This is a genomic window from Streptomyces sp. NPDC030893 (assembly GCF_055571535.1).
On the sequence record NZ_JBVIFC010000008.1, the window covers coordinates 142,891 to 159,160 of the forward strand.

14 protein-coding genes are annotated in these 16,270 nt (G+C 71.9%); 7 read left to right on the forward strand and 7 right to left on the reverse strand.

Annotated elements, in window-relative coordinates; translation table 11 throughout:
- Window positions 1-396: 396 nt before the first annotated feature.
- Genes whiA through uvrC form a run of 4 tightly spaced genes read right to left on the reverse strand, consistent with a single transcriptional unit; the run spans window position 397 to window position 5,529 of the window.
- The gene (gene whiA, locus ACZ434_RS17605; RefSeq protein ID WP_468456654.1) at window positions 397-1,386 is read right to left on the reverse strand and encodes a DNA-binding protein WhiA; all 990 of its coding nucleotides are present in this window, start codon (window positions 1,384-1,386) and stop codon (window positions 397-399) included.
- Entirely contained in the window at window positions 1,377-2,444 is a 1,068-nt protein-coding gene (locus ACZ434_RS17610; RefSeq protein WP_468456656.1) for a gluconeogenesis factor YvcK family protein, read from the reverse strand. The genes whiA and ACZ434_RS17610 overlap by 10 nt, the downstream gene beginning before the upstream one ends.
- The gene (gene rapZ / locus ACZ434_RS17615) at window positions 2,441-3,445 is read right to left on the reverse strand and encodes an RNase adapter RapZ (protein WP_468456658.1); all 1,005 of its coding nucleotides are present in this window, start codon (window positions 3,443-3,445) and stop codon (window positions 2,441-2,443) included. Before rapZ ends, ACZ434_RS17610 begins: the two co-directional genes overlap by 4 nt.
- Window positions 3,442-5,529, reverse strand: coding sequence for an excinuclease ABC subunit UvrC (gene uvrC / locus ACZ434_RS17620; protein ID WP_468456660.1), 2,088 nt, complete (start codon window positions 5,527-5,529; stop codon window positions 3,442-3,444). Before uvrC ends, rapZ begins: the two co-directional genes overlap by 4 nt.
- A gap of 182 nt (window positions 5,530-5,711) precedes the next feature.
- Here uvrC and ACZ434_RS17625 point away from each other — a divergent pair, with 182 nt between their 5' ends.
- Both ACZ434_RS17625 and ACZ434_RS17630 read left to right on the forward strand, forming a co-directional pair.
- Window positions 5,712-5,879, forward strand: coding sequence for a hypothetical protein (locus ACZ434_RS17625; RefSeq protein ID WP_468456663.1), 168 nt, complete (start codon window positions 5,712-5,714; stop codon window positions 5,877-5,879).
- A 274-nt stretch (window positions 5,880-6,153) separates the two neighbouring features.
- Entirely contained in the window at window positions 6,154-7,146 is a 993-nt protein-coding gene (locus ACZ434_RS17630) for a hypothetical protein (RefSeq protein WP_468456665.1), read from the forward strand.
- Window positions 7,147-7,152: 6 nt separating this feature from the next.
- Here ACZ434_RS17630 and ACZ434_RS17635 read toward each other — a convergent pair whose 3' ends face one another.
- Window positions 7,153-7,575 (reverse strand): Rieske (2Fe-2S) protein, encoded by a 423-nt coding sequence (locus tag ACZ434_RS17635; protein WP_468456667.1) that lies wholly within the window; start codon window positions 7,573-7,575, stop codon window positions 7,153-7,155.
- A 361-nt stretch (window positions 7,576-7,936) separates the two neighbouring features.
- On the opposite strand from ACZ434_RS17635, the gene ACZ434_RS17640 reads away from it, so the two are divergent.
- Together ACZ434_RS17640 and ACZ434_RS17645 are read left to right on the forward strand one after the other, a co-directional pair.
- The gene (locus tag ACZ434_RS17640; protein WP_468456669.1) at window positions 7,937-8,980 is read left to right on the forward strand and encodes a LacI family DNA-binding transcriptional regulator; all 1,044 of its coding nucleotides are present in this window, start codon (window positions 7,937-7,939) and stop codon (window positions 8,978-8,980) included.
- The gene (locus ACZ434_RS17645; RefSeq protein WP_468456671.1) at window positions 8,977-9,894 is read left to right on the forward strand and encodes a carbohydrate kinase family protein; all 918 of its coding nucleotides are present in this window, start codon (window positions 8,977-8,979) and stop codon (window positions 9,892-9,894) included. Before ACZ434_RS17640 ends, ACZ434_RS17645 begins: the two co-directional genes overlap by 4 nt.
- A gap of 78 nt (window positions 9,895-9,972) precedes the next feature.
- Here ACZ434_RS17645 and uvrA read toward each other — a convergent pair whose 3' ends face one another.
- Window positions 9,973-12,990: an excinuclease ABC subunit UvrA gene (uvrA, locus tag ACZ434_RS17650; RefSeq protein ID WP_468456673.1), complete on the reverse strand. Its 3,018-nt coding sequence runs from the start codon at window positions 12,988-12,990 to the stop codon at window positions 9,973-9,975.
- 223 nt (window positions 12,991-13,213) lie between these two features.
- Between uvrA and ACZ434_RS17655 the strand changes: the two genes are divergently transcribed.
- Both ACZ434_RS17655 and ACZ434_RS17660 read left to right on the forward strand, forming a co-directional pair.
- The gene (locus ACZ434_RS17655; protein ID WP_468456675.1) at window positions 13,214-13,903 is read left to right on the forward strand and encodes a maleylpyruvate isomerase family mycothiol-dependent enzyme; all 690 of its coding nucleotides are present in this window, start codon (window positions 13,214-13,216) and stop codon (window positions 13,901-13,903) included.
- 40 nt (window positions 13,904-13,943) lie between these two features.
- Window positions 13,944-14,600: an MBL fold metallo-hydrolase gene (locus ACZ434_RS17660; protein WP_468456677.1), complete on the forward strand. Its 657-nt coding sequence runs from the start codon at window positions 13,944-13,946 to the stop codon at window positions 14,598-14,600.
- A 34-nt stretch (window positions 14,601-14,634) separates the two neighbouring features.
- On the opposite strand, the gene aroQ is transcribed toward ACZ434_RS17660, so the two are convergent.
- Complete coding sequence (aroQ, locus tag ACZ434_RS17665; RefSeq protein ID WP_468456679.1) at window positions 14,635-15,108, reverse strand: type II 3-dehydroquinate dehydratase; 474 nt, start codon at window positions 15,106-15,108, stop codon at window positions 14,635-14,637.
- A gap of 104 nt (window positions 15,109-15,212) precedes the next feature.
- On the opposite strand from aroQ, the gene ACZ434_RS17670 reads away from it, so the two are divergent.
- Window positions 15,213-16,259, forward strand: a complete 1,047-nt coding sequence (locus ACZ434_RS17670) for a S66 family peptidase (protein WP_468456681.1) — start codon at window positions 15,213-15,215, stop codon at window positions 16,257-16,259.
- Window positions 16,260-16,270: the final 11 nt, after the last annotated feature.

The following is a 16,270-nucleotide window of genomic DNA, read 5'->3' on the forward strand; positions in this document are numbered from 1 at the left end:
CAGCCCCCGCGCCAAAGGCCCCGACGGCCAGGCGAACCGACCGCCAGAGACCCCGAGCCGTCAGGTGAGGCGGGCCGCCGGGCAACTCGACGTCAGACGAACCGACCTCCGGCCGAGCCCACGGACAGACGAACCGACCGGCGGACGACCGAACCGGCAGGTGACCCGGCTGGGAGAGGCGACTGGACTGCCGCGCGGGCCGACCGGGGAGACGATTCGGCGCCCGGGCGACCGGATCGCCCGGCGAGACGGTCGCCGGACGACTTGATCGCCGGGTGAACCGGCAGGAGCCGGTCGAACCGACCGACCGTCCGACGGCGCGAAGCACCATGTGCCCGACCTCGCCGGACGGCCGGAGCCCGCCAGGTGAACCGGCCCGACGGCTCACCCACCCCGTCAGACGACGAGCTTGTCGTCCAGTTCCTCGCCGATGTTGGCCTCCGTGCCCGGGATGCCGAGGTCGGAGGCGCGCTTGTCGGCCATCGCCAGCAGCCGGCGAATGCGGCCGGCCACGGCGTCCTTGGTGAGCGGCGGGTCGGCGAGCGCGCCCAGCTCCTCCAGGGAGGCCTGCTTGTGCTCCATGCGCAGCCGGCCGGCCGCCGCGAGGTGCTCGGGGACGTCGTCCCCGAGGATCTCCAGCGCGCGCTGGACCCGCGCACCGGCCGCGACAGCCGCGCGGGCGGACCTGCGCAGGTTGGCGTCGTCGAAGTTGGCCAGCCGGTTCGCCGTGGCCCGCACCTCGCGGCGCATCCGGCGCTCCTCCCAGGCCAGCACCGACTCGTGCGCGCCGAGCCGGGTGAGCAGCGCACCGATCGCGTCGCCGTCGCGGACCACGACCCGGTCCACCCCGCGCACCTCGCGCGCCTTCGCGGCGATGTGCAGCCGGCGGGCGGCCCCGACCAGGGCGAGCGCCGCCTCGGGGCCGGGGCAGGTCACCTCCAGGGAGGAGGACCTGCCCGGCTCGGTGAGGGAGCCGTGGGCCAGGAAGGCGCCGCGCCAGGCCGCCTCGGCGTCACAGGTGGCCCCCGAGACCACCTGCGGGGGCAGACCGCGGATCGGGCGTCCCCGGCCGTCCACCAGACCGGTCTGGCGGGCCAGCTGGTCGCCGCCCGCGACCACCCGTACGACGTAACGCGAGCCCCGGCGCAGTCCGCCCGGGGCCATCACGATCAGCTCGGAGCTGTGGCCGAAGATCTCCAGGATGTCCCGCTTGAGCCGGCGCGCCGCCATCGCGGTGTCCAGCTCAGCTTCGATCACGATGCGCCCGCTCACCAGGTGGAGGCCGCCGGCGAACCGCAGAATGGCGGAGACCTCCGCCTTCCTGCAGCAGGTACGGGTGACGGGGAGCCGGCTGATCTCGTCCTTCACCGCTGCCGTCATCGCCATGGGCCGATCCTTCCATGCATCCGAAAAATACGGTCGTACGCGGCGGCCAACAGCTCCGGGTCGTGCCGGGGGCTTCCGTCGGGCCGGGCCACCGGGGCCAGCTCGACCGCGGCGCCGAACCGCTTGGCGGCCTCCGTCAGCGAGTCGCGGTCGGGCACGGCGGCCTCGTCGGCCAGCACCACGTCCAGGGCGAGTTTAGGGGCGTGTCGTCCCAAAACCTCCAAATGACGCTGCGGGGAGAAGCCCTCGGTTTCTCCCGGCTGCGGCGCGAGGTTCAGCGAGAGTACCCGGCGCGCCTTCGTCTCGATGAGAGCGTCCAGCAGTTCCGGTACGAGCAGGTGCGGGATGACCGAGGAGAACCAGGAGCCGGGTCCGAGCACCACCCAGTCCGCGTCGAGGACCGCCTCCACCGCCTCCGGCACGGCCGGCGGATCGTTCGGCACCAGGTGCACGGACTGCACCTCGCCGGGCGTGAGCGCGACCGTGGCCTGTCCGCGGACCGTGTCGACCTCCTCCGGCCGCCGGGGGTCGTGGCCCTTGACCAGGGCCTGGAGTTCCAGCGGCACGGCGGACATGGGCAGCACCCGCCCGTGCGCGCCGAGCAGCAGGCCCACCAGGTCCAGAGCCTGGACGTGGTCGCCGAGCTGCTCCCACAGGGCGACGATCAGCAGATTGCCGACCGCGTGCTCGTGCAGATCGCCCTGGGACTGGAACCGGTGCTGGATGACCCGGGCCCAGGTCTGGCCCCAGTCGTCGTCCCCGCACAGCGCGGCCAGCGCTTTGCGCAGGTCGCCCGGGGGCAGCACGCCCAGTTCGTCGCGCAGGCGCCCGCTGGAGCCGCCGTCGTCCGCGACGGTGACGACGGCGGTGAGGTCGCCGGTGATCCGGCGCAGGGCGGCGAGCGACGCGGACAGGCCCATGCCGCCGCCGAGGGCGACGACCTTGGGCTGGGCGCCCCTGCGGCGCGGTCTCGCGCCACGGGTCTCGACCGGGCGGCCGGCGCGGCCCTCGGGGACCGCTCTGCGCAGCCGGCTCAGCCGGGGAGTGCGTCGTGTCATTCCCTACCCATGTCCCGGTGGACGACCACCGTCTCCACACCCTCGGCGGCGAGCCGGGCGGCGAGCTTCTCCGACATCGCGACCGAGCGGTGCTTGCCGCCCGTGCAGCCGACCGCGATGGTCACGTAGCGCTTGCCCTCACGGCGGTAGCCCGCGGCGATCAGCCGCAGCATCTCGGCGTACCGGTCGAGGAACTCCTTGGCGCCGGGCTGGTTGAAGACGTACGACGCCACCTCCTCGTTGAGGCCGGTGTACGGGCGCAGCTCGGGGACCCAGTGCGGGTTGGGCAGGAACCGCATGTCCACGACCAGGTCGGCGTCGACCGGGAGGCCGTACTTGAAGCCGAAGGACATGACGGTGGCCCGCAGCTCGGGCTCCTCCTCCCCGGCGAACTGGGCGTCCATCTTGGCGCGCAGCTCGTGCACGTTGAGGCTGGAGGTGTCGATCACCAGGTCGGCGTCGCCGCGCAGCTCGCGCAGCAGCTCCCGCTCGGCGGCGATGCCGTCGACGATACGGCCGTCGCCCTGGAGGGGGTGCGGGCGGCGCACGGACTCGAAGCGGCGCACCAGGGCCTCGTCGGAGGACTCCAGGAAGACCGTCCGCCGGGTGACTCCCCGCCCGTCGAGGTCGGCGAGGGATTCGCGCAGATTGTCGAAGAAGCGCCGGCCGCGGACGTCGACGACGACCGCGATCCGCGCCACGTTGCCCTGGGAACGCGCGCCGAGCTCCACCATGGTGGTGATCAGCGCGGGCGGCAGGTTGTCCACGACGAACCAGCCCAGGTCCTCCAGACACTTCGCGGCCGTGGAACGGCCGGCCCCGGACATGCCGGAGATGATCACCAGCTCGGGGATGCCCGCCTCGGCCGCCCCGGCCTTTTCCTTGCCCGTTTCCACCTGTGCTCCGTCGTTCCGGCGGGCGCTGTCGCGGTTCTCGGTTCCGCCGGTGTGCTGCCGCGCCCCGTCCTGCTCTGCCGCGGGCCCTGTCTCGTGCTCGGTCATTGTTCCTGCCCCCGTCGTTCGTCCGGGACGCCCGTGGACACGGGCTCCCCGGGAGAACCCGTCGCCTGCCCGGGTTCTTCCGTGTCATCCATGATCTCGCCCGTCGCCGTGTTCACGGCGGGGGCGGCGGGTGCCGCCTGTGCGAGGGCCCCGGCGATCGTCTCGGCCGTCTTGCGGCCTATGCCCGGAACCTCGCAGATCTGGTCGATTGTCGCCGATCTCAGCTTCTTCAACGAACCGAAGTGCTTGAGCAGCGCCTGCCTGCGGGTCTCGCCGAGACCGGGCACGTCGTCCAGCGGACTGGAGCGGAAGCGCTTGGCCCGCTTGGTGCGCTGGTACGTGATCGCGAAGCGGTGCGCCTCGTCACGGACCCGCTGGAGCAGATAGAGGCCCTCGCTGCTGCGGGGCAGCACCACCGGGTCGTCGTCGCCCGGCAGCCAGACCTCCTCCAGCCGCTTGGCGAGGCCGCACACGGCGATGTCGTCGATGCCCAGCTCGTCCAGCGCCCGCTGGGCCGCCGCGACCTGCGGGGCACCGCCGTCGACCACCACGAGCTGCGGCGGGTAGGCGAAGCGCCTGGGACGGCCGTCGTCCTCGGTGAGCGTGTTCGCGGGCGGCTCGGCGAGACCGCCGGCCGGCGTCCCGGCGCCCGGGTCCTCGCCGTCGGTCCACTCCCCCGTGCGCTCCTTCTCCGCCAGGTAGCGCCGGAACCGGCGGGTGATCACCTCGTGCATGGAGCGGACGTCGTCCTGCCCGGCGAAGCTCTTGATCTGGAAGCGGCGGTACTCGCTCTTGCGGGCCAGCCCGTCCTCGAAGACGACCATGGAGGCCACCACGTCGTCGCCCTGGAGGTGCGAGATGTCGTAGCACTCGATCCTCAGCGGGGCGCTGTCCAGGTCCAGGGCGTCGGTGATCTCCTCCAGCGCCCGCGAGCGCGTGGTGAGGTCGGAGGCACGCTTGGTCTTGTGCAGCACGAGCGCCTGCTGGGCGTTGCGCTCCACGGTCTCCATCAGGGCCTTCTTGTCCCCGCGCTGCGGGATGCGCAGGGACACGCCCGAGCCGCGCCGCCCGGTCAGCCAGAGCTGGACCGGCTCCACCGGGTCCGGCAGGGCGGGGACCAGGACCTCCCGGGGGACCGCGTCGCCGGTCTCCTCGCCGTAGAGCTGCTGCAGGGCGTGCTCGACCAGGGCGCCGGTGGTGATCTCCTCGACCTTGTCCGTGACCCAGCCGCGCTGGCCGCGCACGCGTCCGCCGCGCACGTGGAAGATCTGGACGGCCGCCTCCAGCTCGTCCTCGGCGACCGCGATCAGATCGGCGTCGGTCGCGTCGGCGAGCACGACCGCGTTCTTCTCCATGGCCTTCCTCAGGGCCCCTATGTCGTCGCGCAGGCGCGCCGCCCGCTCGTACTCCATCTCCTCGGCCGCCTCCGTCATCCGCTGCTCCAGGCGGCGGAGGTACGTGCCCGTGCGGCCGGCCATGAAGTCGCAGAACTCCTCGGCCAGTTCCCGGTGGTCCTCGGCGGAGACGCGGTCCACACAGGGCGCCGAGCACTTGTCGATGTAGCCGAGCAGACACGGCCGGCCGGTGCGGGCGGCGTTCTTGAAGACGCCCGCCGAGCAGGTGCGCACCGGGAAGACCCGCAGCATCAGGTCCACGGTGTCGCGGATCGCCCACGCGTGCGCGTACGGACCGAAGTAGCGGACGCCCTTCTTCTTGTGACCGCGCATCACCTGCACGCGCGGGAACTCCTCGTTCATCGTCACCGCGAGGTACGGGTAGCTCTTGTCGTCGCGGTACTTGACGTTGAACCGGGGGTCGTACTCCTTGATCCAGGAGTACTCCAGCTGGAGCGCCTCGACCTCCGTGGACACCACCGTCCACTCCACGGACGCGGCCGTGGTCACCATCGAACGCGTGCGGGGGTGCAGTCCGGCCAGGTCCTGGAAGTAGTTCGCCAGGCGCTGGCGCAGGCTCTTCGCCTTTCCGACGTAGATCACCCGGCGGTGCTCGTCACGGAACCGGTAGACCCCCGGTGAGTCGGGGATCTCACCCGGTTTGGGGCGGTAGCTGGAGGGGTCGGCCATGTCTCACACCCTACTGGCGGGGACCGACAGCGCGGCGGGGCTGTGGACGGCCGGGGGCCCGGTGGGCGCGCGGATGGGTTACGGCGGGCGGTGAGCGGGAAGGTGGGGGTTCCGTCCCCGGAGATCGGCAGACGGCCGCGGGGGCGGCCACGAGAGCGGTCACGAGTCGGAGGGCTGGTCGGATGCGACAGACGCGGATCGAGAAACCACGACGACCGTCCCGGTCCCGCCGCCACGCGGACGAGAGGTACGCGCTCCCCGAGTCCCTCGACCCGCGCGATCCGGACATCGTGCGCGCCAAGCGCCTCCTGTCCCGCCTCCGCGACCAGGAGGCATCCGCCGGGTCCTAGGACCTGTCCGAGGGCGGACGAAAAGCGCATCACGGTACGTGCCCCGAGGGCCGTGCCGGCCCGGGGGCCGGTGCGGCCCCCGGCACGTGTGCGCCGCTGTTGGGCGTCAGGTGTTGTCGGGACTTGGTCAACACGCTTCAATGCGGGGGAACTCGGGGCCTGAACGGCGGCGTACGGATGTGAAGGCTCGGCCGCGCCGACGGGGGCGGGCTCCGGGATGCCCCGCGCGAACGGTCTGACCAGCCGTTGTGGACATTCACAGAAAGGCCCCTGCATGCCGCACGCCACACAGCACGCGCACGTCGCCACCGCGGACGTCGTCACCGCGGACGTCATCACCACGGACGTCGTCACCGCGGAACTGGACTCGGCCCTGCGTGGCGGCCCGTTCCACGTCGCCCTGCGCGCCGCGATAGCCGCGCGGGGCCTGCCGCTGCAACGGGTGCAGCACCACCTCTCGCGCCACGGCGTGAGGGTGGGCGTCACCAGCCTGAGTTACTGGCAGCAGGGCGCCCGCCGTCCGCAGCGGCCGGAGTCGCTGCGCGCGGTACGCGCGCTGGAGGAGATCCTGCAACTGCCGGAGGAGTCACTGATCCGGCTGCTCGCCGAGTCGGACGACCGCGCCGCGGGCCGCCGCTCCTCCGGCCGGTCCTACCGCTCCCTGGTGGAGGCCTCGGGCGCCCTGGAACGCCTGCTGGCGGACTTCGGCACCCCGCGCGACGGCGGACTGCACACCCTGGGGCACCACGAACGGGTACGGATCGGCGCGCACCGGGAGCTGGCGGAGTGCGAGTCGCACCACATCGTGCGCGCACACCGGGACGGCGTCGACCGCTATGTGGCCGTCCACCGCGGCGACCCCGGTTCCGCGCCGGAGCGGATGACCGTACACGCCCTGGAGAACTGCCGCACCGGACGCGTCCGCCGCCACCAGGACACCGGTGTGCTCGCCGCCGAGCTGCTCTTCGACACCCGGCTGCGAGCCGGCGACACCTTCCTCTTCCGCTACGCCGTCGAGGACGGCACGGCCGGGGTCTCGCGCGAGTACGTGCGCGGGGCGGACTCCCCCGGCGGCCAGTACGCCCTCCAGGTGGGCTTCGACCCGGCGGTGCTCCCGGTGCGCTGCCACCGCTTCACCCAGCATTCGGCGGCGGCACCGCGCGGGGGGCGTCAGGAGTTGCCGCTCCGGGGCCGGCACCACGCGGTGCACCTCGTGGAACCGCGCGTGCGGTCGGGTTACGTGGGGATCGCCTGGGACTGGGAGTGACTCCGGTCAGTCCTGCGGGGCGGCCACCAGCGTGCCGTTCTTCACCTCGACGGTCAGCGGCTTCAGGGGCGCCACGGCCGGCTCGCGCAGCACCTTGCCGGTGGTGACGTCGAACTCGCTGCCGTGGCAGGGGCAGACCAGCTTCGTCCCGTCCAGCTTGTTGATCGGGCAGCCCGCGTGCGTGCAGCGGGTGTCGTACGCCTTGAGGGTGCCGTCGCCGCTCCTGCTGACCGCCACATTGTGATCCCGGTACAGCTTCGCGCCGCCCTCGGCGACCTCGCTCTCCGGCCCGAGCTCGACGGGCCCGCTCAGCGGAGCGGACCTGTCCTCACCGCCACCCCCGCAGGCTGAGAGCCCCAGTCCGGCGACAGGGGCCAGTGCCGCCCCTCGCAGAACGGTACGACGACTCGCGACGGGTCGGGCGGCCATGAGAACTCCAGCAAGCAACACATCAACAGAACGCAACCACCAGGCACGATACCCCCACCCCCAACGGGTCCCCCTCCCACCCTCCGCCCTCCGCCCTCCGCGGGCAGTCGTGCCTCCCCCAGTGCCTCAAAGGCCTGGGCGGTACCCCCAGCGGCACGGGTGGGCGCGACGGCACCCCGCAACGCCGGGCTGCGCAACACCCCCGCCCAGCCCGGCCACCGGCACAACGCGACCCGGCTCGCGTAAACGCTTGCGCAAACGTTTACGCCCCCTCCCGGATGGGATACGGTCCCCATCCGGGACCCAGCCCCCAGCCCCCACCCAGCCCCCACCCAGCACCCAGCCCCCAAACCGGAGCGCCATGACAACCATGACGGACGTGGCCCGCACCGCAGGCGTCTCCGTCGCCACCGTCTCCCACGTCCTCAACGGCACCCGCCCGGTCCTCCCCCACACCCGCCAGGCCGTCCTCGACGCCGTCGAGGAACTCGGCTACACCCCCAACACCCTGGCCCGCTCCCTGGTCACCTCCCGCACCCGGTCGATCGGCCTGGCGGTGTCCGCCATCAGCAACCCGTACTTCACGGAGATCCTCCAGGGCGTGGAGGCCGCCGCCCTGGAACAGGGATACGGCCTCCTCATCGCCGACCCCCACGACGACCCCCGGCACGAACGCAAGGTCGTCCAGCTGCTCCACGAGCGCCGGGTGGACGGCATGATCGTCGCCCCGTCCGCACGGCCCCGCGACCTTCTCGCCTACCTCGGGCGCCACCGCGTGCCCACCGTGTTCCTGGACCGGCTGGTCGAAGCGCCCGAGGACGGCGACGGGCTCCGCTTCGACCAGATCTGCGCGGAGAGCACGCAGCCGACGGCCCGGCTGGTGACCCACCTCGCCGGACTCGGCCACCGCCGGATCGCCCTGGTCGCCGGACTGCCGGGGCTCAGCACGACGACCGGGCGGATCACCGGCTACCGGCACGGTCTGGCGGCGGCCGGGCTGCCGTACGACGAGCGGATCGTGGTGCACGGCGACTCCGAGACCGCGGGGGCACAGCGGGCCACCACCGCCCTCCTGGCCCTCGGCGCCCGCCCCACCGCGCTGATCACGGCCAACAACGCCATGACGATCGGCGCGCTGCGTGCCCTGCGGGACCACGGCCTGTCCGTGCCAGAAGACATCGCCCTGTGCTGCTTCGACGACTTCCCCTGGGCGGATCTGTTCTCCCCCCGCCTCACGGCCGTCGCCCAGCCCAGCAGGGAGATCGGCGCCCGGGCCGTACGGGTGCTCCTGGAACGTCTCGCCGATCCGGACCGGCCCGCACGGACCGAACAGCTCCCCTGCACCTTCGTCCACCGCACGTCCTGCGGCTGTCCGACCGCCCCGGAGAAGGGAACCCCCTCGTGATCGTCGTAGCCGGAGAGGCACTGATCGACCTGGTACCGCGCGGCGCGGGTGCGCTCGCCGCGTTGACGCCGGCACTGGGCGGCGGGCCCTACAACACGGCAGTGGCGCTGGGCCGCCTGGGCTCCCCCACCGCCTTCTGCTCCCGGGTGTCCCGTGACGCCTTCGGCGAGGCGCTGCTGGACCGGCTGCGGGAGACCGGGGTGGACGTGTCGCCGGTGCAGCGCGGCGACGAGCCGACGACGCTCGCCGTGGCCACGGTCGACGCGGGCGGCTCGGCGGCGTACTCCTTCTACGTCGAGGGGACCGCCGACCGGCTGTTCCGGACGCCCGGCACACTGCCGGCCGGCGCCCGCGCGGTGTCCTTCGGGACCTGCTCACTGGTGCTGGAGCCCGGCGCCAGCGCCTATGAGGAGCTGATGCGCACCGCGTCCGCGCGGGGTGTGTTCACGGCGCTGGACCCGAACATCCGGGCGGGACTGATCCCGGACGCCGACGCCTACCGGGCCCGGTTCGCAGGCTGGCTGCCGTCGGTGTCGCTGCTGAAGCTCTCCGAGGAGGACGCCCACTGGCTCGGCGGGTCCCCGCGCGAATGGCTGGCGGCCGGCCCGTCGGCGGTCGTGGTCACCCGGGGCGGTGACGGGCTGACCGCGTACACACGTGAGGGCGGCGAGTACACGGTGCCGGGTGAGCGGGTCGAGGTGGTCGACACGATCGGCGCCGGTGACACGGTGAACGCGGCGCTGCTGCACGGTCTCGCGGCCCGTGACGCACTCAGCGCCGAGGGCCTCGCCGCGCTGGGCGCGGACGGCTGGCAGGGCCTGCTGGGCTTCGCGGCGCGCGCGGCGGCGGTCACCTGCTCCCGCGCGGGCGCGGAACCGCCGTACGCGCACGAACTGGAGCCGCAGGACACCTGACACACGGACACGCGCCGTGCCGCGGGGTGACCCGGTGGCCACCTGCGGCACGGCGCGTGTCCGTGCGGTCCGTGCCGGTCAGGCCTTGGTGGCCCGCGTGGTCTTCTTCGCGGCGGCCTTGCCGGCCGTCTTCTTGGCTGCCGCGCCGTCGACGGCCTTGGTGGCGGTCTTGCGGGTGCCGGCCTTCGCCGCGACCGTCTTCCTCGCCGTGGCGGTCCTGCGCGGGGCACTCACCTGCGCGGCGTCGCTGATCTTCCCCGGCTCCAGAATGTCCCGCAGGAACTTGCCCGTGTGGCTGGCCGGAACGCCGGCCACCTGCTCCGGCGTGCCCTCCGCGACGACCAGACCGCCGCCGGAACCGCCCTCGGGGCCCATGTCGACGACCCAGTCGGCGGTCTTGATCACATCGAGGTTGTGCTCGATGACGATCACCGTGTTGCCCTTGTCGACCAGGCCGGACAGGACCGTCAGCAGCTTGCTGATGTCCTCGAAGTGCAGACCGGTGGTCGGCTCGTCCAGCACGTAGACCGTGCGGCCGGTGGAGCGCTTCTGCAGCTCGCTGGCGAGCTTCACCCGCTGCGCCTCACCGCCGGACAGGGTGGTCGCGGCCTGGCCGAGCCGGACGTAGCCGAGGCCGACGTCGTTGAGCGTCTTCATGTGGCGGGAGATCGCCGGGACGGCCTCGAAGAAGTGCATGGCCTCTTCGATCGGCATGTTCAGGACGTCGGCGATGGACTTGCCCTTGTAGTGGACCTCCAGGGTCTCCCGGTTGTAGCGGGCACCGTGGCAGACCTCGCACGGGACGTAGACGTCCGGGAGGAAGTTCATCTCGATCTTGATGGTGCCGTCGCCCGCGCAGTTCTCGCAGCGGCCGCCCTTGACGTTGAAGGAGAACCGGCCCGGCATGTAGCCGCGGACCTTCGCCTCGGTGGTCTCGGCGAACAGCTTGCGGACGTGGTCGAAGACACCGGTGTACGTCGCCGGGTTGGAGCGCGGGGTGCGGCCGATGGGCGACTGGTCGACGTGGACGACCTTGTCGACGAGGTCGTCGCCGTCCACGCGCGTGTGCCGGCCGGGGACGCTGCGGGCGCCGTTCAGCTCGCGGGCGAGGTGGGTGTACAGGATGTCGTTGACCAGTGTGGACTTGCCGGAGCCGGACACACCGGTGACCGCGGTGAACACACCCAGCGGGAAGGACACGTCGATGTCCTGGAGGTTGTTCTCGCGGGCGCCGTGCACCGTGAGCCGGCGCGACGGGTCGTGCGGGCGGCGGACGTCGGGCAGCGGGATGGCCTTCCTGCCGGACAGGTACTGGCCGGTCTGCGACTCGGTGTTGGCGAGCAGTTCCTTGAGCGAGCCGCTGTGCACGACCTTGCCGCCGTGCTCGCCGGCGCCGGGGCCGATGTCGACGATCCAGTCGGCGACCTTGATGGTGTCCTCGTCGTGCTCGACGACGATGAGCGTGTTGCCCATGTCGCGCAGCCGGACCAGGGTCTCGATCAGCCGGTGGTTGTCCCGCTGGTGCAGTCCGATGGACGGCTCGTCGAGGACGTAGAGCACGCCCACGAGTCCGGAGCCGATCTGGGTGGCCAGGCGGATGCGCTGGGCCTCGCCGCCGGAGAGGGTGCCCGCCGCGCGGTTCAGCGACAGGTAGTCCAGCCCGACGTCGACCAGGAAGCGCAGCCGCTCGTTGACCTCTTTCAGCACGCGCTCGGCGATCTTCTTGTCGCGGGCGGTGAGCTTCAGCTCGCCCAGGAAGTCCGCGCAGTCGCTGATGGACATCGCGGAGACCTCGGCGATGGACTTCCCCATGACCGTGACCGCGAGGACGATCGGCTTGAGGCGGGTGCCCTCGCAGGAGGGGCACGGCACCTCGCGCATATAGCCCTCGAAGCGCTCGCGGCTGGCGTCGCTCTCGGCCTCGCTGTGCCGGCGCTTGACGAAGGGGACGGCGCCCTCGAAGGCCGTGGTGTACCGGCGCTCGCGCCCGTAGCGGTTGCGGTAGCGGACCTCGACCTGGGTCTTGTGGCCGTGCAGCAGTGCCTTCCTGGCACGCTGCGGCAGGCCCGCGAAGGGGATGTCGGTGCGGAAGCCCAGCGCGTCGGCGAGGGCGCCGATCAGGCGGTCGAAGTAGTCCTTGGTGTGGCCGTGCGACCAGGGGTGGATGGCGCCCTCGTCGAGGCTCTTGTCCGGGTCGGGGACGATCAGCTCGGGGTCGACCTCCATGCGCGTGCCGATGCCGGTGCACTCGGGGCAGGCGCCGAAGGGCGAGTTGAAGGAGAAGGAGCGGGGCTCGAGCTCCTCGAAGGACAGGTCGTCGTACGGGCAGTACAGGTGCTCGGAGAACATGCGCTCGCGCTCGGGGTCGTCCTCGGGGAGGTCGACGAAGTCGAGTACGACCATGCCGCCGGAGAGGCCGAGGGCGGTCTCCACGGAGTCGGTGAGGCGGCGCTTGGCGCTCTCCTTCACGGTGAGGCGGTCGACGACCACCTCGATGGTGTGCTTCTCCTGCTTCTTCAGCGTGGGCGGGCTGGAGAGCTGCACGGTCTCGCCGTCCACGCGTGCGCGGGAGTAGCCCTTGGTCTGGAGGTCGGAGAACAGGTCGACGAACTCGCCCTTGCGCTCGCGCACCAGCGGGGAGAGCACCTGGAAGCGGCTGCCCTCCGGCAGCTGGAGGACCCTGTCGACGATGGCCTGGGGCGACTGGCGGGAGATCGGCCGGGAGCACTCGGGGCAGTGCGGCTTGCCGATGCGGGCGAAGAGGAGCCGCAGGTAGTCGTAGACCTCGGTGATGGTGCCGACCGTGGAGCGCGGGTTGCGGGAGGTCGACTTCTGGTCGATGGAGACCGCCGGGGAGAGCCCCTCGATGAAGTCGACGTCCGGCTTGTCCATCTGGCCGAGGAACTGCCGGGCGTACGACGAGAGCGACTCCACGTAGCGCCGCTGGCCCTCGGCGAAGATGGTGTCGAAGGCCAGCGAGGACTTGCCCGACCCCGACAGGCCCGTGAAGACGATGAGCGAGTCGCGCGGGAGGTCGAGCGAGACGTTCTTGAGGTTGTGCTCGCGCGCTCCACGGACGATGAGACGGTCGGCCACGCCGGTCCGCACCTTTCTTGAGAGAAGTGACAGGGGCGGGGCCCCCGTCTTTCTCAGACTAGGGGGAGCCACTGACAACGCCGGTTCGGATTCACGGGTTGTCAACAAACCCCGGCTCTCCAGCATGCCCGACGCCACTTCCGAGCTTATAGCACGTGCATTCGATTTAGGGCGGCGCTTCGCCACCTTCACCCGAAGGTGTGACAGGGCTAGGGTCGGCACCATGATTGATCACGCTGATGACCTGGCGTCTGTACAAGCCGCTACCGAGCGGCTGCTCACCGCGGTCGGCGCACTGGACAACGCGGCTGTGACCCAGTCGTCACGCCTGCCCGGGTGGACCCGCGGACATGTGCTGGCCCACCTCGCCCGCAACGCGGACGCCTTGGTGAACGTCCTGGAGGGGCGTCCCATGTACGTGTCCGGCGAGGCCCGGGACGCCGACATCGAGGAGGGTGCCCCGCGCCCCCTCGACGCACAGCTCGCCGATCTGCGCAAGAGCGCGGAGCGCTTCCGCGCGGCGGGCGACGCCCCGGCGGACTGGTCGCGCACGGTGGAGCTGCGCAACGGCGTCACGGACCGGGCGGAACGGGTGCCGTTCCGGCGGTGGGCCGAGGTGGAACTGCACCACGTGGACCTCGGGACCGGCTACGAGCTGGAGGACCTGCCGGAGGAGTTCACGGTGCGGGAGATCGACTTCCTCGCCGCGCGGTTCACCGGTCACGCGGACGTGCCGTCGACCGCCCTGGCCACCGTGGACGGCCGGACCTGGACGACCGGCGGCGGGGCGGACGGCGGCCCGGTCGCCGTCGAGGGGACGGCGGCGGACCTGCTCGGCTGGCTCGCCGGCCGCCGGGACGGCTCCCGGCTGGCGGTGCGGGGCGGCAGCCTTCCGTCGCTCCCCCCGCTGTGAGATCTCACCCCGCGCGGGTTCCGGCGATAGGCTGGCGGCCATGACGTACAGCGGTCGGGTGACGGTCGGCGGCCCAGCCGACGTGCACGAACTCAAGGACCTGATGATCACCAAGGTCGCGGTCGGCCCCATGGACAACAACGCCTATCTGCTGCGTTGCCGGGCCACCGACGAGCAGCTGCTGATCGACGCGGCCAACGACGCGTCGACCCTGCTGGGCACGATCGGTGACGACGGCATCGCGTCCGTCGTCACCACCCACCGGCACGGGGACCACTGGCAGGCGCTCGCCGAGGTCGTGGCCGCGACCGGCGCCCGCACCCACGCCGGCCGGGACGACGCCGAGGGCATCCCCGTCCCCACCGACGTGCCGGTCGACGACGGAGACACCATCCGCGTGGGCCGGGTGGAGCTCACCGCCCGCCACCTGGTCGGGCACACCCCCGGCTCCATCGCCCTGGTCTACGACGATCCCCATGGACACCCACATGTGTTCACCGGTGACTGCCTGTTCCCGGGTGGTGTGGGCAACACCCACAAGGATCCGGAGGCGTTCGCTCGTCTGATCCACGATGTGGAGACCCGGATCTTCGACGTCCTCCCGGACGAGACCTGGGTGTATCCGGGCCACGGCAACGACACCACCCTGGGCGCCGAGCGCCCGCACCTGCCGGAATGGCACGCGCGGGGCTGGTGATCCGGGTAAGGGCCGTCCTCCTGGCGGACGGGGCTTACGCGCCGGCCAGTCCCGGACCGGCCAGCGCCGCGATCCGCTCCACCGCGAAGACGTACCCCTGCACTCCGCAACCGGCGATGACCCCGTCCGCGCGGAGCGAGACGTAGGAGTGGTGCCGGAACGACTCGCGCCGGTGGATGTTGGAGATGTGGACCTCGATCACGGGCAGTCCGTCACAGGCGTTGAGGGCGTCGAGGATCGCCACGGAGGTGTGCGAGTAGGCGCCGGGGTTGATGACGATCCCGCAGTGGCTCAGCCGTGCCTCGTGGATCCAGTCCACCAGCTGCCCCTCGTGGTTGGACTGGCGCAGGTCCACCGTGCCGTTGTGCGCGGTTGCCGCCTTGGCGCACATCGCCTCCACGTCGGCGAGCGTGTCGGAACCGTAGATCTCCGGCTGGCGCTGCCCGAGCAGGTTCAGGTTGGGGCCATTGAGGATCATGATCGGGGCGTTGGCCAGGTTGCGGGGCACGGTTCCTCCGGTCCGTCGGGGTGGTCACGGCTCGCGGCGGAACCGCTGCTCGTCCCCGGTTTATCACGGTGCGCTGCCGGCCTGTGGGGTCCTACCCTCCCGTCATGACGACCCTCTCGTACCCTCCCAAGCCCTCGCCGGGCGACCGCGTCGCCGTGATCTCCCCCGCCTCCGGCCTTCCGGGGCTGTTCCCGCTCCCGTACGAGCTGGGGCTGGAGCGGCTGCGCAAGGAGTACGGGCTGGAGCCGGTCGAGTATCCGGCGACGCGCAGGATGGGCTCGACACCGCGTGAGCGTGCCGACGACATCCATGCCGCCTTCGCGGATCCGGGGATCAAGGCGGTCTTCGCCTCGATCGGGGGCGACGACCAGATCACCGTGGTGCCGCTGCTGGACCGGGAGCTGGTCCGCGCCAACCCGAAGCCGTTCTTCGGGATGAGCGACAACACCAACCTTCTCGCCTTTCTCCGCGAGAACGGGATCGTCGGGTTCCACGGTGGGAGCGTGATGGTCGAGCTGGGCCGCCCCGGAGCCCTGCATCCGCAGACGGCCGAGTCCCTGCGGGCGGCTCTGTTCACCCCGGGCGCGTACGAACTGCGTCCCGCCGAACGGTGGCGCGATCTGGACCGTGACTGGGCGGACCCCGCCACGTTCGACGCCGAGCCGGAGACCCGGCCCGGCACGGGCTGGACCTGGGTGAACGCCGGCCGGGTCGTCGAGGGCCGCACCTGGGGCGGCTGTCTGGAGATCGTCGGCTGGATGCTGATGGCCGGGCGCGGGGTGGCGCGGGACCTGACCGAGTACGACGGTGGCGTGCTGTTCCTGGAGACCTCGGAGGAGCTGCCGAGCGGGGAGGAGGTCTTCCGCACCCTGCGGAACATGGGTGAGCGGGGGCTGCTCGGGCGTTTCGCGGCACTGTTGATGGGCCGTCCGAAGACGTGGTCCTTCGAGCGGCCGCTCCCTCCCGGGGAGGGCGCCGCCTACGCCGCCGAGCAGCGTGAGGCCGTGATGCGGGCGATGCGGTGCTACGCGCCCGACGCGCTCGTCGTCTTCGATGTGGACCTCGGCCACACCGACCCGCAGCTGGTGATTCCCTACGGCGGTGTCGTGCGGGTCGACGGGCCCGCCCGGCGCGTCACCGTCACGTACTGACGCCGGGCGGG

Excerpts from the sequence above, each read along its gene's own strand:
- rapZ (WP_468456658.1), bottom strand. The coding sequence starts at position 3,445 with ATGACCGAGCACGAGACAGGGCCCGCGGCAGAGCAGGACGGGGCGCGG.
- ACZ434_RS17655 (WP_468456675.1), top strand. The coding sequence starts at position 13,214 with ATGATTGATCACGCTGATGACCTGGCGTCTGTACAAGCCGCTACCGAG.
- ACZ434_RS17660 (WP_468456677.1), top strand. The coding sequence starts at position 13,944 with ATGACGTACAGCGGTCGGGTGACGGTCGGCGGCCCAGCCGACGTGCAC.
- ACZ434_RS17670 (WP_468456681.1), top strand. The coding sequence starts at position 15,213 with ATGACGACCCTCTCGTACCCTCCCAAGCCCTCGCCGGGCGACCGCGTC.
- whiA (WP_468456654.1), bottom strand. The coding sequence starts at position 1,386 with ATGGCGATGACGGCAGCGGTGAAGGACGAGATCAGCCGGCTCCCCGTC.
- ACZ434_RS17635 (WP_468456667.1), bottom strand. The coding sequence starts at position 7,575 with ATGGCCGCCCGACCCGTCGCGAGTCGTCGTACCGTTCTGCGAGGGGCG.
- ACZ434_RS17640 (WP_468456669.1), top strand. The coding sequence starts at position 7,937 with ATGACAACCATGACGGACGTGGCCCGCACCGCAGGCGTCTCCGTCGCC.
- ACZ434_RS17610 (WP_468456656.1), bottom strand. The coding sequence starts at position 2,444 with ATGACACGACGCACTCCCCGGCTGAGCCGGCTGCGCAGAGCGGTCCCC.
- ACZ434_RS17630 (WP_468456665.1), top strand. The coding sequence starts at position 6,154 with ATGCCGCACGCCACACAGCACGCGCACGTCGCCACCGCGGACGTCGTC.
- uvrC (WP_468456660.1), bottom strand. The coding sequence starts at position 5,529 with ATGGCCGACCCCTCCAGCTACCGCCCCAAACCGGGTGAGATCCCCGAC.
- ACZ434_RS17625 (WP_468456663.1), top strand. The coding sequence starts at position 5,712 with ATGCGACAGACGCGGATCGAGAAACCACGACGACCGTCCCGGTCCCGC.